We start from the raw sequence: 16,880 nt of genomic DNA on the forward strand, positions 1-16,880 counted from the left end.
AGCCGGGTCCTATTCCATAGGGACCCGGCAGATGTATGTAGAAGTTATATTGCATTCCAAGATGCTGTTTATGACTAACTTCCCTACGCTGGCATGATCCAGATCAGGTCCAAAGGGTCAAGAAACTTCCACGCGTCTCTCTCTCAGCCCGACTCATCGGACTCCCCTAGTTGTCTATAGTATATATTTTCCTGCAGGAATTAGGAATAGGGATATTTCACTAAATACCATTTCTAAGCAAATGGATGTTGTGAATGGAAAAATACACGACTTCTTTTCCTTTCCTGATAAGGAGCCTCACAAATACTAGATTTATTTCATGTCGCTGCAACTATTCTTTCATTATAAAAGGTGAAGATCTCTACACGCTTTTTTATACTGAACTATACTACCAATTTTATCATTTCAGATTGACGCTATAATGATAGAGTGATAGCTTCAAATATGTGTAAAAAAATTCAATTTTGGAAAGGAAGAAGCTAGTTGAGGAAAAAATGGTTAAGTTCTGTGCTTATGGTTGCCATAGCAATAGCTTTTGTACTTCCGCAAGGAGCAAATGCACAAGTACAAGGACACACCATAATTGATGAGGACACTGTGAACGTATTAAGTGCAATTGAAAATATGCCAGATAATATTATTTATTCTGGTAGGGAAGAACGTAAAAAATGGATTGAGGAATATACCGGATTAGATCTTCCATCTGAACAATCTAAATCTATTACATACACTGTACAAGCACAAGCAAGTTGGGGGAAGGTAGCGACTTGTGCAGGAGCATTAGGAACAGCAGCAGTTATCAACTTAACCCCAGCTAAAATAGTTAAGCTGAAGTCAGCATTAAAAGCTGCTGGAGGAGCAAGAACATTTGTTACAAAATGTTCTTCTGCTTACAAAACGTTTAGAAATGCAGGTGCATGTTCTTGGATACTCGAATGAATAATTCACAAAAGAAATTTCTGGCAAAACTGGATTGGCTTTTTATACTGTTGCTAGCTGTAAATTTGGCTTCTTTATTCTTGTTTGAGGGAATAGTAACTACATGGATCGTGGTTATCATCTTTGTTCTTAGTTTGATTATTGTAATATATTCACGAATAAAATATAAGCAGTTAGATAAAGATTGAGACTCCAATAATAAAAGGGACTAGGTACCGGTACTAAGTCCCTTTATTATATAAGCGAGTCAAATCAAAATAGCATATGAAATAGGTGTAGTAGGTATCTGTTCATACACAAGCTAAGGACACATAAAAAACCAACAGGAAATCTTCCCCTGTTGGTGGTTGGTTATTGTACCAGCTCTTGAATGAGCTGCTTATTCCGCTCCTTGAACATGTCATTGTGGGAGGAGACCATTCCATTAGCAGCAGCGTCCGGCTGAATAAAACGCTTCGCCCTGTTTACTGCATTAGCTGCGTCTTGAAAAGCACCTGCAATTAAATTTAATTTCCCCTCATGATATAAAATATCACCAGCTCCGTATAAACCTTCTACAGTAGATTCACTCAACGCATTTCCTTGGATAAAATAATCATCCTTAAGGGTAATAGGAACTGTACTATTATCAAGAAGGGATGCATCACGATCAAACCCATGATTAATAATGACATCGTCTACCTTTATATGACTAATTGTGTTGTCAAGGTGGTTGGTGAGCTCAACTTCAGAAATGATGTCCTGCTGCTTGTTGGCTATTAAATTAGTAATGGAGGTATGGAATAAACATTCAGTGGGTCCATCGAGTAGTTGGGTAACTTGCGCCTCATGTCCCTTTAGCTCTTCTTTTCGATAAGAGAGATACACTTTTTTCGCAATAGAGTCTAAAGCATTAGCCCAATCTATTGCGGAATTTCCTCCCCCGGAAATCACCACTGTCTTATCTTTAAAATGCTGTAAAGAGGTAACGGTATAATGCAGGTTGGTCAACTCATAACGATCCGCACCTTCTATCGGTAACTTCATTGGCTTTAAGATACCGCTGCCAACAGCAACAATAACGGTTTTAGAATAATGCTTCTCTCCCGATGCAGTATCTATGCGAAAGCTCCCATCCTCCATTCTCGTAATGGAGGTAACTTTTTCATTCAGTACAATAGTGGGATCGAACGTTAATGCCTGCTGGACAAGATTATCCATTAATTGCGCCCCAGTAGTAGGGGGAAGACCGCCAACATCCCAGACCATTTTCTCGGGGTAAATTTGCACCTTTCCTCCTAATTGAGGCTGGTATTCTATAATTTTTGTTTTCATTTCTCTAAGACCGCTATAAAAAGCAGAATAAAGACCCGCTGGACCTCCACCAATAATCGTAACATCATAGTATTCCTGATGCATTGTCATCACGCTCCATCCCTATATGTACCCAAAAAATTTGGTTGACAGTTATATGTTGAGAAAGTATAGTAACATTGTAACGATAGTGAGAATCATTTTCAACAGCGTTGAGGATTTATTTTCAATGGGAGGCTTCATATGGTCCGTTTATATACAGAACATTTACAGGTAGGGTACGGAGAAAAGTCTATCGTAGAGGATCTGACGCTACATATTCCTGATCAGCAAATTACAACCATCATTGGTGCTAATGGTTGTGGGAAATCCACTCTATTAAAAGCTATCACAAGAATTATTTCGCATCAATCCGGCTCCATTGTTCTTGATGGAGAAAGTATTTCAAAGGAAGATACGAAAGCTTTGGCTAAGAAGATGGCCATCTTACCACAAACCCCAGAGAATGCATCTGGCTTAACGGTAGGTGAACTGGTTTCCTATGGAAGATTTCCTTATCAGAAGAGCTTTGGCCGGTTAAGTACTAAGGATAGAGAAGTAATTCAGTGGGCATTAGAGGTAACTGGAACCGCTGAATTTATGTATCAGTCCGTTGATGCGTTATCAGGTGGTCAACGGCAGCGTGTATGGATTGCGATGTCCCTTGCACAAGAAACGGATATGATTTTCTTAGATGAACCAACTACTTACCTGGATATGGCTCACCAATTGGAAGTACTCGAATTGTTGGAAAAGTTAAACAAAGAAGAGGGAAGAACGATTGTCATGGTACTTCACGACTTGAATCACGCAGCCCGATTTGCTGATAATATTATCGCAATGAAGGATGGTGACATCATCCAAACGGGCAGTAGTGAAGAAGTTATGACAAAGCAGGTGCTGCGTTCTGTTTTTAATATTGATGCTGTCATAGGTCGTGATCCAAGAACCCAAAAGCCAATGTGCCTCACATATAATCTATTAAAAGGAGAAGAAAACTATGAAAAAACTATTAATCCCGACCCTACTCTTATTCGTGCTGATGCTTAGCGCATGTGGCAACCAGTCTGAAGAAGGAGCTAGTGCCGATAATGAAACAGAGGATACCTCATCTTCCTCCGAAACCATTACCTATGAATCAGAGAATGGAGCAGTGGAAGTACCGGCAAATCCAGAAAGAGTAGTAGTACTCTCTTCATTTGCTGGAAGTTTAATTCAGCTGGATGTAAATATGGTTGGCGTAGACTCATGGTCGAAGAATAATCCTCGCTGGGAGGAAGAATTAGGTGACGTTGAGGAAGTTACTGCCGATAACATAGAGAAAATCATTGAACTAGATCCAGATCTTATTATTGGGTTATCGAATACGAAGAATGTTGAGAAATTAAAGGAAATTGCCCCTACTGTAACCTTTACATATGGGAAAGAAGACTATCTTCAGCAACATATAGAAATCGGTAAGCTTCTAAACAAAGAGGAAGAAGCCAAGAAATGGGTAGAAGATTTTAAGCAACGCGCTGAACAAGCTGGTGAAGACATTAAAGAGAAAATAGGTGAGGATGCAACAGTCTCCGTTGTAGAAAAATTTGATAAGCAGATTTATGTATTTGGCGATAATTGGGGACGCGGTACAGAAATCATTTATCAGGCAATGGGACTGAAGATGCCTGAGAAAGTAAAAGAGATGGCTCTGGAGGATGGCTATTATGCCATATCCCCTGAGGTTCTTCCGGAATACGCTGGAGATTATTTAATCGTCAGTGAAAATCAGGAAGCGGACAATTCGTATCAGGAAACAGAAACGTATCAAAATATCCCTGCAGTACAAAATGGTCAAGTTTTTGAAGTAGATGCCAATACGTTTTATTTCAATGATCCAGATACACTTGATTACCAATTAGAAACTCTTAAGGAAGCATTTTTAGAGCAAACATAAGACGGAGCGTTATTTTTGTGTAGACTGCTAACGAAAGCTGTTAGCAGTCTATGCTTATAATCGCTCCACAATCCTAGCAAAGTTGAGATGATACTGATGCAAGCTATACAATCTATTTCCTTTCCATACAAATTAGCAGCTGCAACGATACTGCTAGTCTTATCATTAGCTGTTGCTTTATTATACGGGGCAGCTGACATGGAAGTCAGTGATGTCTGGAAAGCGCTGACGACAGATATATCCAATAAAAGTACAAATATTATTAGAGAGCTTCGTCTTCCAAGAGAAATTGCGGCCATTTTAGTTGGAGCAGGACTTTCAGTATCTGGTGCCATTATGCAAGGGATGACGCGAAACCCACTTGCAGATCCAGGATTATTAGGTTTGACGGCAGGAGCGAATGCAGTACTGGCTTTAACGATAGCGCTTTATCCAGCAGTAGGCTATTTTGGAACGATGATAGCTTGCTTTATTGGTGCAGGCGTAGGAGCAGGATTAGTATTTGGGATTGGATCCTTGAGGAGAGGAGGGTTCTCTCCTTTTCGTATTGTTTTAGCTGGTGCGGCGGTATCAGCATTATTATTTGCTGTGGCGGATGGAGTTGCTCTTCAATTTAACATATCGAAAGACGTATCCATGTGGACAGCGGGCGGTCTGTTAGGCGTCACCTGGCAGCAAATACAGGTAATTGCACCGTTTATTATCATCGGAATTGTGATAGCTCTGTTTCTCGCTCGTCAATTAACAATCATGAGCTTTAGTGATGATTTAGCTGTGGGCCTTGGACAAAAGGTCACAAGAGTAAAAGTGACACTGTTTGTTCTTATTATAATACTAGCTGGAGCGTCTGTTGCATTAGTTGGTAACATGGCCTTCATTGGCCTAATGGTTCCGCATATAGTCCGGCCAATTGTTGGTCAGGATTATCGGTATGTCTTGCCAATGTGTGCCGTATTAGGATCCTGCTTCATGCTGGTGGCTGATACGTTGGCTAGAACCATCAATGCACCATATGAAACACCGATAGCTGCCATTATTTCTATTATTGGACTGCCCTTCTTCTTATTGATTGTGAACAGGGGAGGGAAGGCCTTCTCATGATACATCCAACTATTATCCGCAAACAAAAAGGTTTAGTAGGACTACTCATTTCCCTCACCTTAATAACCGTCATAATAAGTCTTGGTCTAGGCTATTCTAGTGTAGGATTTGATAGAATTATCCCTGTACTTCTGCAACAGGGCACCTTCAAAGAAGAATTTGTACTATTTTCTGTTCGACTGCCAAGGATTATCATAACACTACTAGCAGGAATGGCTTTAGCTCTTTCTGGAGCTATTCTTCAAGGGATAACGAGGAATGATCTCGCAGATCCTGGAATTATTGGCATTAATTCTGGATCAGGGGCTGCGATTGCCATTTTCTTTTTATATTTCCCAATTGACGTAGGCACGTTTGTGTACCTCATTCCCATCGTTGCGTTTATAGGTGCTTTTTTAACGGCAATTGTAATTTATCTTGTTTCCTATCGGAAGAAAGAAGGTATGCAGCCGATACGGCTTATATTGACTGGTGTTGGATTCTCGATGGCCTTGTCGGGATTAATGGTAGTTCTTATTTCTTCAGCTGAAAGAGAAAAAGTAGATTTTATCCAGAACTGGCTTTCTGGTAATATATGGGGAACTGATTGGCCGTTTATCTTAGCCATTCTACCATGGTTACTTGTGCTTATACCGTTTGCTCTATTCAAATCGGATCGTCTTAACATCCTCAATATGAGTGATTCGGTTTCTATCGGTGTTGGAATGAAGGTAGAAAGAGAACGGAAGGTGCTATTGCTAGTAGCAGTAGCGTTAGCTGCAGCTGCTGTATCGGTTACAGGAGGAATTGCATTTATCGGGTTAATGGCCCCCCACCTTGCTAAAGCGCTAATTGGACCTAGGCATCAATTATATATCCCTATAGCGATCTTATTAGGAGGCTGGCTTCTCTTAGTTGCAGATACTATCGGACGAAACGTTGTAGAACCAGACGGTATCCCAGCAGGTATAGTAGCGGCACTAATAGGTGCCCCTTACTTTATTTACCTCTTATTAAAGAAATAATGAGAATGGAGCCCTTTTATCGTTTAGAAGAATAAAAGGGTTTGTTATGTAATGGAGTTTGATAACATAGGAAATAAGAGAATAAAGGGGGGAAATTATGTTTAAGGGCGAACGAATCTATTTAAGGAAAGTAACAGAGGAGGATGGGGCACTGTATAGTAAATGGGTTAATGATTTGGAGGTAATGACACTAACGAGACCTCATCTTGAACCCTACAGTGAACACGAGGCGAAGAATTTCATCCGACATATTGCTAATGACTCAAGTGCAAAGAGCTTTATTATAGAGTGCCATCAAACAAATAATCCGATTGGAATCACCTCGCTAATTCACCTTGATTTTCCAAACCGAAATGCGGAATGTATTATTGATATAGGAGAAAAACACTATTGGTCACAAGGGTATGGAGAAGAAGCCATGTGTCTGTTATTGGATTATGCCTTTCTGGAAATTAATCTACATAAAGTGTATTTAAAAGTATTTTCCTACAACGAGCGGGCTATCCGTTTATATAACAAGCTAGGTTTTAAAGTGGAAGGAGAGCTACAAGAACATTTGTTTAGAGAGGGTGCCTGGCATAATATTACGATGATGGCTGTCTTTCAAGACGAATATAACGGAAGGATTCGGGAGATGAAATAACGGTGGCTCCTCTGTTGTCTACGTATTGATCGCGGTTACGCTTATTCTTCTTACCTCATAATCTGGTATCATTTGTGCCTTGTTGGCAAACAATGTTTGGATAGAGGATAAGGGAGTGATAGCCACTCCCTTTCTCTAATTTAACCAATTCTTAATGCGAAAGCTCTTCAATATGGTTTTCGTTCCAGTTTAGGCCCATTTAGGTCAACGAGCCATTTCTCTTCCTCGGAAGTGACAACATATACATGATTTACTCCAGTCCGTTCGATAGTTTTCACAGCTTTCCCTTCTTGCTTACAGTCATTCATGATAGCAATTGCCGCTTGTGCGGGAACTGAATTTTTGAACTCAACAGTTTGTTGCCTATCCGTAGATAAGGATGTACTATCACTGTAATGAGTCACGCTATGTAAGTTCTTATTTATCAGCTCTACTATTTCAGCTATTCCGAAGAAGAGCCCACCCCCAACCACTGAGCCTATTAAGGTTACCGTTCCTAATATAGCGTCTATCCCACTCATAGGGATGGTGCGGTGTTCCCCAAATAAGATGATGCTTGACAGTACTCCAATAACAATTAATGCAATCCCACTTCGACTAAGCCATTTTGCTGTAGAATTTTTATGCTGCAACATCCTTTCCCCCTTCTCCTGTGATCTATTATATATAGGTTCTTGCTTCGCATATCTAACCTGTACATCATTGTAATATGGGACACTGTGAGAGAACAATGTTGATGGAAGAAAGTCTCATTCAATGGTAAAAAAGAAGTATTTTAGGAAAAAGAAAAAGGACGAGATGATCATCATCTCGTCCCGTACTACCTATTTTGCCGGATTAGTTGCTTCGGTACTTTGAGCTGCTGCTTTCTTTTGTTTTACTTTCGTAGTATTTGTACTTTCCTTAAATTCTGTTCTAAATGATTTTAATAGACTGGCTATCATGAGCAGTAATATGATTGCCAAGGGGAGTCCACTAATAATGGCCGCTGCTTGGAGGGCATCTAATCCACCAGCTCCTAACAGAATAGCTGCAATAGCCGTTAGGATAATTCCCCAGCTGAATTTCACAAAGAATGGAGGATTTAAGCTGCCATTTGACGTCTGCATTCCAAGAACGAAGGTTGCTGAATCTCCTGATGTGACGAAGAACGTCATAATCAAAATGATTGCAATGATAGAAAGCAAGCCACTTAATGGTAGTTGGTCAAACACATAGAATAGAGATGTTTCAAGGCTTTGCCCTGCTACATCCAATCCTTGAACAAAGTCAAAGTACAAGCCTGCGCCTCCAAATACACCAAACCATAAGGTACAAACTAATGTTGGCGCAATAATAACGGCTACAAGAAATTCTCTTACCGTTCTTCCTTTGGATACTCTAGCAATAAATGTACTAACGAAAGGTGTCCAGGAAATCCACCATGCCCAGTAGAATATCGTCCAATCCTTCACCCATTGGTTATTTTCCTCCGTGAAAGGAGCAAAACGTAATCCCATGCGTGCTACATCCTGTACATAAGCACCAAGAGTAGTGGAGAAGGTTTCTAATACAAATTGAGTGGGTCCTAGTATTAAGAAAGCGAAAAATAGTAATACGGCAAGAATTAAGTTAGTGTTACTCAAATACTTAATACCTTTCGATAGTCCTGTTGCTGCAGAATAAATGAATAGGACAGCAGTAACTCCCATGATGATTAATTGGACAGGAAAGCTGTTAGGTATGCCCCACATATAATTGAGACCACCATTAATTTGTTTTGCTCCTACTCCAAGCGAGATGGCTACTCCAAATAAAGTAGCAAAAACAGCAATAATATCGACAACATAACCCGCTTTTCCTTTCATTCGATCTCCGAATAAAGGAATGAGTGTAGCACTCATTAATCCAGGCATGTCTTTCTTAAATTTAAAGTATGCAAGTGCTAACGCCACTATAGCATAAATAGCCCAGGCATGTAGGCCCCAGTGGAGATAGCTGTATTTTAACCCTTGTTTGGCAGAATCAATAGTTTGTGCTTCCCCAACCGGAGGGTTGGCATAGTGTGTAACGGGTTCAGACAATCCATAGAATAATAGACCTATCCCCATTCCTGCACTAAATAACATAGCAAACCATGTGATGGTGCCATATTCTGGTTTATCTTTCTCTTTTCCTAGTTTTATTTTTCCAAATTTACTAAAAGCTATAATAATAGAAATGACTAGCATAAACGTTGCAGCTAGCTGATAAAACCAACCGAATTGGTCGAGTACACCATTTCGAATCGACATCATCGTAGTTAATAATTGTTCTGGGAAAATTGCGCCCCAGCTAACGAATACTATTCCAATCGTTAAGGCAATCCAAAACATTGGTGTAAACTTATTCACATTTTTCCTCCTATGTTGTTTTTATTATTTGTTTTTTCTATACAGTGAAAAATTTATGAACTGTACTAGTTTGGAATTATAACGAATTTGCTCCCATATTTCTAGGATGAAATGCTCTCCTTCTAAAATTCTAAATTATCAGAATTAATTACAGGGATGTAAAAAGTGCGAAGGAACACTATGCTGTACTTAATACTTGTAAAACTAATGGTATTAGTTAATAATAAAACTAATGCCATTAGTTTTTTGAGGAGGAGAAGAAACATGAAAACAGTTCAAGTACATGAAGTACATCAATTGGCATTTATGCCCAAGTGGTTTCCAATTAATTGCTATTTGGTGGAGGAAGAAAAAGGGTTAACATTAATAGATGCTGGGATGGGGTTTTGTAAAACAAACATTTTAAAGAGTGCAGACGTTATAGGAAAACCAATCGAGAAAATAATTATCAGTCATGCCCATAGCGATCATATCGGTGCACTTGATAGTTTAAAAGCAGAGCTGCCTAAGGCAGAAATTTTTCTGCCTGAACGAGAATTGCCCATTCTCCAAGGGGACACATCACTACAAGACGGAGAAGGGGCTAATCCTTTAAAGGGAGGAGCACCTAAAAATGTGACCACTACACCTGATACCCTTTTACAGGATGGAGACCAAGTTGGTTCCTTAGTCGCTATCCATACACCGGGACATACTCCTGGTATGATGTCTTTTCTAGATACCCGAAGTAAGGTTGTCATAGCGGCAGATGCCTTTCAAACAAAGGGTGGATTAGCGGTAGCTGGTGATTTGAAGTGGACGTTTCCTTTTCCAGCCTTAGCAACCTGGGATAAACGTCGTGCTATTTATTCAGCAGAGAAGCTTCTGGACTTAAACCCATCCTATTTAGCTGTAGGACACGGTGAAATGTTAGAAGCTCCCAAGGATAAGATGGTGAGGGCTATTTCCCATGCTAAATCGGTTTTAGGAGGGATGGGTTAATGTCGCCAAGAGCAGGATTGAATCAGGATGTTATAGTCCATAAAGCTCTAAAGCTGGCAGAAATGGAAGGGATAGATGCTCTAACCATTGCATCATTAGCAAGAGAATTAAACATTAAGCCTCCTTCTCTGTATAATCATTTTACTGGTTTAATTGCAATAAAAAAGGCGGTTGCAATAGCTGCTATGGAAGAAATGTATCATTATATTATTCAAAAAATAGAATGGAAGTCTGAGGGAAAAGAGATGATTGTAGCCTTAGCTAAGGCCTATGTTGAGTTTGCAGAACAGCATAGAGGGTTGTACGAAGCAACTCTTCATGCACCTGACTCTGCTGATTCGGAAGTGCAATTAGCAGGCGAACCCATGATTAATCTAACTACTAGAGCTTTTTCTGTATTTCATCTGGAACAGGAAGCATTAATACACACGGTTAGAGCTTTTAGAAGTTTCTTACACGGACTCGTTGACCTTAACCATAGAAATGAATTCAACATACCAATACAAGTGCAAGATACCCAGCAATGGATGATTGATATTTTTATAAAAGGACTGGAGCATAGATCTTCATCCTAATCGCTGTACTGAATCATTAAACTAGGTGCAAACAATCTCGCTTTTTATTATTAGTTGGTAATTTGTTTTTTGTGTAATACAAGAGAGGGATTCAAGGAAGGAAATAGAAATAGGTATTATTACGATAAGATGGGAGGCATGATGGGTGGAATTTCAATCTCTTGAATCTAATAGACTATTCTATATTGAACTATCTGATTCCCATGCTGGAGAGCTTTTTGAGATCTTCTCCAATAGGAAAGTAATGAAGTATTATGGAATGGATCCGATTCAGGATGTGGAGCAAGCATATGATTTGATTCATTCCTTTCAACAAGCTCTTACAAACGACAAGGGAGTACGCTATGGTATTCTCTTTAAGAACAATAATCGTTTAATAGGAACTATAGGCTTGAATAATATGAGTCTATGGCACAAACGGGCTGAAATAGGGTATGAGCTCCACCCTGAATATTGGAACAGAGGTATCATTACAGAAGCGATACGCTGTATAGTAGAGTATTCGTTTAATGAGCTTGGTTTACACCGAATAGGGGCTGTTACATTTCCACAAAACCAATCTTCCATCCGTGCTCTTACCAAGCTAGGGTTTCAGGAAGAGGGGAAATTAAGAGATTATCTATTCCAGCACAACCAATCCCACGATGCTAATGTTTATTCAATCATCAAGCAGGAGTGGGAAGATAGTATAAAATAAGGAGCGATAAGACATATGGAGGTCATATTTGATCAGTCCGAGGAAAAACAAAACTTCGTACGAAGCAAAGTAATAGAACATAACATGAAGAACATCCCAGAAGAAGTGAAGACATCTAAAAATCAGTACAATTATTTGTTGCAAAATGATGATGGGGAAGTGGTAGGCGGTATCACTGCTACCTCCTTTTGGTATCATATGCAGCTGGATTTTTTATGGGTGGAGGAGTCCTATCGTAAGAAAGGGTATGGGAAGGCGTTACTCCATGCTTTGGAGAATCGTGCACAAGAAGACAATTGCCGCTTAATCTGTCTGGATACATATAGCTTTCAAGCTCCTGATTTTTACCAGAGGAATGGCTATGAGATTTTTGGTGTGTTGCAAGACCACCCAGCTGAAGGAATGGACCAATACTTCCTTCAAAAGCGTCTTAGATGATCCAACTGTAGAATACTAGTGTACAAAGGTGTAAAGTCCTGGTAAAATTATTGGAAATAATAAAGGCTGGGAAGAGAAGAGTAAAGAATAGGTTCGTTCCAAGAGAGCTCCGCAGAAGCTGAGAAGGAGTAGCGTGCCATTGTTGAACCAAATCTCTGAGCTTCACATGGGAACACTCGTGGGATCATGTGACAGGTAGTTCCTGTTAATAACGAAGAGATAAACAGGTGAAACTGTTTAAACTGGGGTGGCACCACGAAGACTCGTCCCCAAGACATTGCGTCTTGGGGGCGGGTTTTTTTATGTTTAGAAGGGGAGATTGAGTGATGTATAAACGAAAGTATGCAGCATTGTTGTTAAGCAGTATTGGAATATCCAACGTTGGGGACTGGATATACTTAATCGCGATAAATCTATTGGTTTTAGAAATGACCAGCTCTCCGTTAGCTGTAGCCATGTTATATGTGCTTAAGCCACTTGCCACGATAAGCATTAATTGGTGGGCTGGGGGTGTAATCGATCGGGTCCAGACTAAATCGGTTATGATCATTATGGATGTTGGGAGAGGGATATTGATCCTGTGTATTCCAAGCCTTCCTTCATTATGGATGATGTATGGTTTTGTCTTTGTTATTAATATGGGAAGTTCCATCTTCGAGCCTGCTTCACGGACCTATATTACTCAATTACTTCCAGAAGAGAAGCGTATGCGCTTTAACTCTCTTCGTAGTATGGTAGATTCAGGTGCCTTTCTTACTGGACCTGCACTAGCGGGTCTCTTATTTATTACGAGTACTCCTGCCATTGCAATTTATGTGAACGGTGTTTCCTTTGTCGTATCTGCTTTACTGCTGCATTTTTTACCGAATAAAAAGGTGAAATACTTTTCCAGCCATGGGTCGAACACATTTTCCAACATAAAAGAGGATGTACGAATAGTAATAGCGTTTAGTCAACAATATTTATTTGTAATGGTCATCTATAGTTTATTTAGTTTTATGTATATCATGGCTTCCGCTATTGATTCACTAGAAGCTGCTTTTGCAAAAGAGGTGCTTGGCTTATCCAATACGTCCTATGGGATATTAGTTAGTATAGCCGGAGCTGGAGTTGTGGTCGGAGCCATTGTCAATATGGCGGGATCCATGAAGTGGAAGGCTGTACCGTTAATAATTGGTGGAACGACGTGTGTAGCACTGGGTTATGTCGTATATGCTTTTTCAGATGGGTTTGCTGGAGCAGCGGTAGGATTTTTTGTATTATCTTTTTCTTTATCCTTTGCTAATGTAGGATTTCAAACCTTTTATCAAACTCATATTCCTGTCCCGATAATGGGGAGGGTGACTAGCCTGTATGGGTGGGTGGAGGCCTTGATGGTGTTAATAGTAACAGGCGTCATTGGATTAACGGCTCAAATTGTTACTGTTAGAGCAGCTGTAATGGGAGCTGTTATCTTAATGTTATGTATAACAATTCTCCTATCTATCTATAGCTGGAAGGGAAGGAGGGGCTTGTCTGTTGGCTCCTTACCATTAGAAAACCGGTTCTTGTAAGAGAACCGGCAGACTGTTGGGAAAGAACTATAATGTTAAAACAAGCTCCTGTTCCTACCGTGGATCAGGAGCTTTATGGATGGTGTGCACATAAAAATTGACATTCGCTAACATTTTTTTCGCCCATAAATGCTGTTATACGTTTGAGACGGATAGAAGTGGTTTTTCCTACTGTTGGTCTTGTTCATATACTCGATGTTGCTGGAAGAAAGCGTCCAAGTCTTCTCCGCTTACCACCTCCATGATGTCTATAAAATCCTTCGTCGTAGTTACATCAAATTTCTTCAATTGAAAATAGATTTGCATAGATTTATAAAATGTTTCGTCCCCTAGTTTCTTCCGCAAGTCATTAATGGTACTCGCACCATAATCGTAAATGGTGTAATAGTAGTAGTTTATTCCACCCTCGTCAGCATGGTCAGTAAAGGTAGAGACGGGACTGGAAAGGTGATAATAGTCTGGACGAGGAGCAGGCACATGAAGCGATTCTAGATCCCCGTCGTAAAGAGCGGCAGCAAAGCTTGCAAAGGATTCATCCAGCCAGGGTTCATCGTATTCATTGTTTCCTATTATCCCATAATACCATTGGTGTTGCGATTATCGGTTAAGCTCATCATTACGAGCTGAGGGTATTCCATTCCTCCAAACCAGCCTTCCATGCTTACAATATCGAGCTCTGGCCATGGATAAGCACCAAATTTTTCACTAAATAGCTTAATGCTGTCTACACCTGATTCAAGCATATCGTCTGCATATTTTTCTTGTTTATCTGTATAGTACACGTTGATGTCCACGTTATTTACTATAGCAGTAGTAACATGATAGTTAGGATCCATTTCCATAGCGAAATCGCGTACATTAAATGCTTTATATCGATATGTAGCCATGTCTCCTTCTACTTTCCTTTCCCCGATTTGCTTGCCTGTTGCAGCTATTACCTCTGAGGAATGTGTAGTGACAGTTACGTCAAAGTTACCACTCAAGGAATAAAACGCTTCTCCGTAAGGATAATACGGATCTAAATTCCACCCTTCTTCATCATACACTGCTAAAATTGGGAACCAATTGCCAAGCGATACTGTATCACCATACCAGCCAAAGCGATCCTTTTGTTTAGGAATTTGTACTTTAAATTCCATGGTTATCGTCTTTTTTTCATGAGGCTTCCATTGTACCTGTTGGATATCTAATTTCGTCTTTTCCACCCTATACTCAGAAGCATTGCCGTTCACCTGAACGTTCTCTACCGTAATGCCTCCGCCATTTTCCTGGAATGTTTCTGCATTAGGCCATACATTAAAATAAATATGATCAAGCGTAGTACTCAGATTGTTTGTTACCTCTACCTTCATGCTCCCCTTCATCACATGTTGATCCTTATCATAGTGGACGTCTAATGTATAGTTAGGATTTGAAGGACCTCTTCTCGATTGAAATGGAAAAGGATTTATTTGCTGAATTGGTTCGGCACGACTGTAGAGGTCTGAATTAGTGTATTCTTCAAAAGATGATTTTTCGTTTGAAGATATTGCAGGGCTAGCAAAGACTGGAAAAGCAAGAGTGATACATAACAGCAAAGCCATAGTACTCAGTGCGGTTATACTAAACATTGTGTTCTTTAACATATATACCCTCCTTCTTATTTGCTTCTGAACTACTTCCTTATCTCTTACTTGAATTCCTTGAGAGATTAGAACTAATTACCAAAAATAGTAAATTGGTTTCGTTTTAGGGCTAGTAGGTGGAAGCAAAGTAGTAGCCTATTTAGGTTATTAGGAATATGTTTTCTTCTTTTTAAATGGAAGGAAGGGGAGTGTGTAGAGCAATACGCAAATGCACTATGAATAAGGAATAATACATTCTACTCCTCTATTGATTTTCATTTTGCTATAATAAAATCAGGTGATTAAACATGCTGAAACAAATAGCTTTAAAACGAGAAAATATAACATCCTTTCAACAATACCCCTTTGACATCCCTGCCATCCGGTCAATGGATACACTACCCATTCGAAAACCAATTACGTTCTTTGTAGGTGAAAATGGGGCAGGGAAATCTACTCTATTAGAGGCCATTGCGGATCGATGCGACTTTCATACAGCTGGTGGGGGGAGAAATAATACATATGATGTTCATGCTTCTGAAAGTGCATTAGGCAATTACATAAGGTTGTCTTGGCTTCCGAAGGTAACACGTGGATTTTTTCTGCGAGCTGAGTCCTTTTATCAATTTGCTTCTTATATAGAAGGAATTGGGCTGGAGGCTTACGGTGGGCAGTCTTTGCACGCCCAATCTCATGGTGAATCCTTTTTGTCTCTCTTTCTTAACCGTTTTCAGGGAGATGGACCAGCCATTTACTTACTGGACGAGCCTGAAGCAGCCTTATCGCCAGCGAGGCAGCTTACCTTCCTCAGAGTACTACGTGATTTAGCGGAATTCGGAAACGCCCAGTTTATTATCGCAACCCACTCCCCGATCCTACTAGGCTATCCTGACGCTGATATATGGAGCTTTGATGGAGAGGAAATATGTAACGTACATTATGAGGAAACTGAACACTATACCATTACAAATACTTTTCTTCAGAATAGAGAACGTGTATTAAAGGAATTATTTTCAGATGAAGGGTAAAGAATGGGGGGTACCTGTGAAAACGGAAAAAGAAAAAATGCTTAATGGAGAGCTCTATCGTGCTGATGACCCTATATTAGTGATGGAAAGAATACAGGCAAGAGAGCTAACAAGGAAGTTTAATAATGCAACGGAGACAGAAGGGGGACAAAGGATTCATCTCTTGAAACAGCTTTTTGGTACATCAGGAGAAAAGCTGTGGGTAGAGCCCTCCTTTCGCTGTGATTATGGCTATAATATTCATGTCGGAGAAGGGTTTTTTGCTAATTTTGATTGTGTAATATTAGATGTTTGCTCTGTCACATGTGGCAATAACGTACTGTTAGGGCCGGGGGTACATATCTATACTGCCACCCATCCCCTTAACCCAGTGGAGAGAAGCAATGGTGCTGAATTTGGTAAACCTGTTACGATTGGAGACGATGTGTGGATAGGCGGGAAAGCTGTTATTAACCCCGGCATAACCATTGGGAGTAATGTAGTAATTGCTTCAGGAGCCATCGTGACGAAGAGTATTCCTGATAATGCGGTAGTTGGCGGCAATCCAGCCCGTCTTATCAAGTATGTCGAAAAGGATTAGAAAACAGGTTGTACATAACCAGTCAGGGAATACAACCAATATTTTTATAAAAGGTGCCCTCCATGCTGAATGGAGGGCGCTTTCGTATATTACGAAT

General features: G+C 40.0%; 18 protein-coding genes, 1 riboswitch and 1 other annotated feature. Of the genes, 13 read left to right on the top strand and 5 right to left on the bottom strand.

Annotated elements, in window-relative coordinates:
- Nucleotides 1-63: 63 nt before the first annotated feature.
- Nucleotides 64-178: riboswitch (TPP riboswitch) on the bottom strand.
- 305 nt (nt 179-483) lie between these two features.
- Nucleotides 484-939, top strand: a complete 456-nt coding sequence (locus tag ACFFGV_RS05015; RefSeq protein ID WP_377345482.1) for a hypothetical protein — start codon at nt 484-486, stop codon at nt 937-939.
- A gap of 351 nt (nt 940-1,290) precedes the next feature.
- On the opposite strand, the gene ACFFGV_RS05020 is transcribed toward ACFFGV_RS05015, so the two are convergent.
- Nucleotides 1,291-2,343 carry an NAD(P)/FAD-dependent oxidoreductase gene (locus ACFFGV_RS05020; protein WP_377345483.1) on the bottom strand — a complete coding sequence of 351 codons (1,053 nt, stop codon included), beginning with the start codon at nt 2,341-2,343 and terminating at the stop codon, nt 1,291-1,293.
- Nucleotides 2,344-2,475: 132 nt separating this feature from the next.
- Between ACFFGV_RS05020 and ACFFGV_RS05025 the strand changes: the two genes are divergently transcribed.
- From ACFFGV_RS05025 to ACFFGV_RS05045, 5 genes are all read left to right on the top strand, one after another.
- The gene (locus ACFFGV_RS05025; protein ID WP_377345484.1) at nt 2,476-3,321 is read left to right on the top strand and encodes an ABC transporter ATP-binding protein; all 846 of its coding nucleotides are present in this window, start codon (nt 2,476-2,478) and stop codon (nt 3,319-3,321) included.
- Nucleotides 3,272-4,207 (top strand): iron-hydroxamate ABC transporter substrate-binding protein, encoded by a 936-nt coding sequence (locus ACFFGV_RS05030; protein WP_377345485.1) that lies wholly within the window; start codon nt 3,272-3,274, stop codon nt 4,205-4,207. Before ACFFGV_RS05025 ends, ACFFGV_RS05030 begins: the two co-directional genes overlap by 50 nt.
- Nucleotides 4,208-4,303: 96 nt before the next feature.
- Nucleotides 4,304-5,308 carry a FecCD family ABC transporter permease gene (locus ACFFGV_RS05035; RefSeq protein WP_377345487.1) on the top strand — a complete coding sequence of 335 codons (1,005 nt, stop codon included), beginning with the start codon at nt 4,304-4,306 and terminating at the stop codon, nt 5,306-5,308.
- A complete protein-coding gene (locus tag ACFFGV_RS05040; protein ID WP_377345488.1) occupies nt 5,305-6,312 on the top strand; it encodes a FecCD family ABC transporter permease in 1,008 nt (335 codons plus the stop codon). The genes ACFFGV_RS05035 and ACFFGV_RS05040 overlap by 4 nt, the downstream gene beginning before the upstream one ends.
- Nucleotides 6,313-6,406: 94 nt before the next feature.
- Nucleotides 6,407-6,955: a GNAT family N-acetyltransferase gene (locus ACFFGV_RS05045; RefSeq protein ID WP_377345864.1), complete on the top strand. Its 549-nt coding sequence runs from the start codon at nt 6,407-6,409 to the stop codon at nt 6,953-6,955.
- Between the two features lie 167 nt (nt 6,956-7,122).
- Here the strand turns inward: ACFFGV_RS05045 and ACFFGV_RS05050 are convergent, their stop codons facing one another.
- On the bottom strand, nt 7,123-7,590 hold the full coding sequence (locus tag ACFFGV_RS05050; RefSeq protein ID WP_377345489.1) for a hypothetical protein: 468 nt from the start codon (nt 7,588-7,590) through the stop codon (nt 7,123-7,125).
- A 189-nt stretch (nt 7,591-7,779) separates the two neighbouring features.
- Complete coding sequence (locus tag ACFFGV_RS05055; protein WP_377345490.1) at nt 7,780-9,327, bottom strand: BCCT family transporter; 1,548 nt, start codon at nt 9,325-9,327, stop codon at nt 7,780-7,782.
- A 264-nt stretch (nt 9,328-9,591) separates the two neighbouring features.
- Between ACFFGV_RS05055 and ACFFGV_RS05060 the strand changes: the two genes are divergently transcribed.
- From ACFFGV_RS05060 to ACFFGV_RS05080, 5 genes are all read left to right on the top strand, one after another.
- The gene (locus ACFFGV_RS05060; RefSeq protein WP_377345491.1) at nt 9,592-10,308 is read left to right on the top strand and encodes an MBL fold metallo-hydrolase; all 717 of its coding nucleotides are present in this window, start codon (nt 9,592-9,594) and stop codon (nt 10,306-10,308) included.
- Nucleotides 10,308-10,883 carry a TetR/AcrR family transcriptional regulator gene (locus tag ACFFGV_RS05065; RefSeq protein WP_377345492.1) on the top strand — a complete coding sequence of 192 codons (576 nt, stop codon included), beginning with the start codon at nt 10,308-10,310 and terminating at the stop codon, nt 10,881-10,883. Before ACFFGV_RS05060 ends, ACFFGV_RS05065 begins: the two co-directional genes overlap by 1 nt.
- A gap of 145 nt (nt 10,884-11,028) precedes the next feature.
- Nucleotides 11,029-11,580 carry a GNAT family N-acetyltransferase gene (locus tag ACFFGV_RS05070; protein WP_377345493.1) on the top strand — a complete coding sequence of 184 codons (552 nt, stop codon included), beginning with the start codon at nt 11,029-11,031 and terminating at the stop codon, nt 11,578-11,580.
- A 15-nt stretch (nt 11,581-11,595) separates the two neighbouring features.
- Nucleotides 11,596-12,018 (top strand): GNAT family N-acetyltransferase, encoded by a 423-nt coding sequence (locus tag ACFFGV_RS05075; RefSeq protein ID WP_377345494.1) that lies wholly within the window; start codon nt 11,596-11,598, stop codon nt 12,016-12,018.
- Nucleotides 12,019-12,077: 59 nt separating this feature from the next.
- Nucleotides 12,078-12,292 (top strand) — a binding site (T-box leader).
- 52 nt (nt 12,293-12,344) lie between these two features.
- On the top strand, nt 12,345-13,571 hold the full coding sequence (locus ACFFGV_RS05080) for an MFS transporter (protein ID WP_377345495.1): 1,227 nt from the start codon (nt 12,345-12,347) through the stop codon (nt 13,569-13,571).
- A 168-nt stretch (nt 13,572-13,739) separates the two neighbouring features.
- Here the strand turns inward: ACFFGV_RS05080 and ACFFGV_RS05085 are convergent, their stop codons facing one another.
- Both ACFFGV_RS05085 and ACFFGV_RS05090 read right to left on the bottom strand, forming a co-directional pair.
- Nucleotides 13,740-14,144, bottom strand: a complete 405-nt coding sequence (locus ACFFGV_RS05085) for a M1 family aminopeptidase (protein WP_377345866.1) — start codon at nt 14,142-14,144, stop codon at nt 13,740-13,742.
- Entirely contained in the window at nt 14,141-15,196 is a 1,056-nt protein-coding gene (locus ACFFGV_RS05090; protein WP_377345496.1) for a M1 family metallopeptidase, read from the bottom strand. Before ACFFGV_RS05090 ends, ACFFGV_RS05085 begins: the two co-directional genes overlap by 4 nt.
- Nucleotides 15,197-15,483: 287 nt before the next feature.
- Between ACFFGV_RS05090 and ACFFGV_RS05095 the strand changes: the two genes are divergently transcribed.
- Both ACFFGV_RS05095 and ACFFGV_RS05100 read left to right on the top strand, forming a co-directional pair.
- On the top strand, nt 15,484-16,203 hold the full coding sequence (locus ACFFGV_RS05095) for an AAA family ATPase (RefSeq protein WP_377345497.1): 720 nt from the start codon (nt 15,484-15,486) through the stop codon (nt 16,201-16,203).
- 16 nt (nt 16,204-16,219) lie between these two features.
- Nucleotides 16,220-16,783 carry a maltose acetyltransferase domain-containing protein gene (locus ACFFGV_RS05100; RefSeq protein WP_377345498.1) on the top strand — a complete coding sequence of 188 codons (564 nt, stop codon included), beginning with the start codon at nt 16,220-16,222 and terminating at the stop codon, nt 16,781-16,783.
- Nucleotides 16,784-16,880 lie beyond the last annotated feature (97 nt).

It is taken from the genome of Pontibacillus salicampi, from assembly GCF_042434395.1.
Lineage (GTDB): Bacteria > Bacillota > Bacilli > Bacillales > BH030062 > Pontibacillus > Pontibacillus salicampi.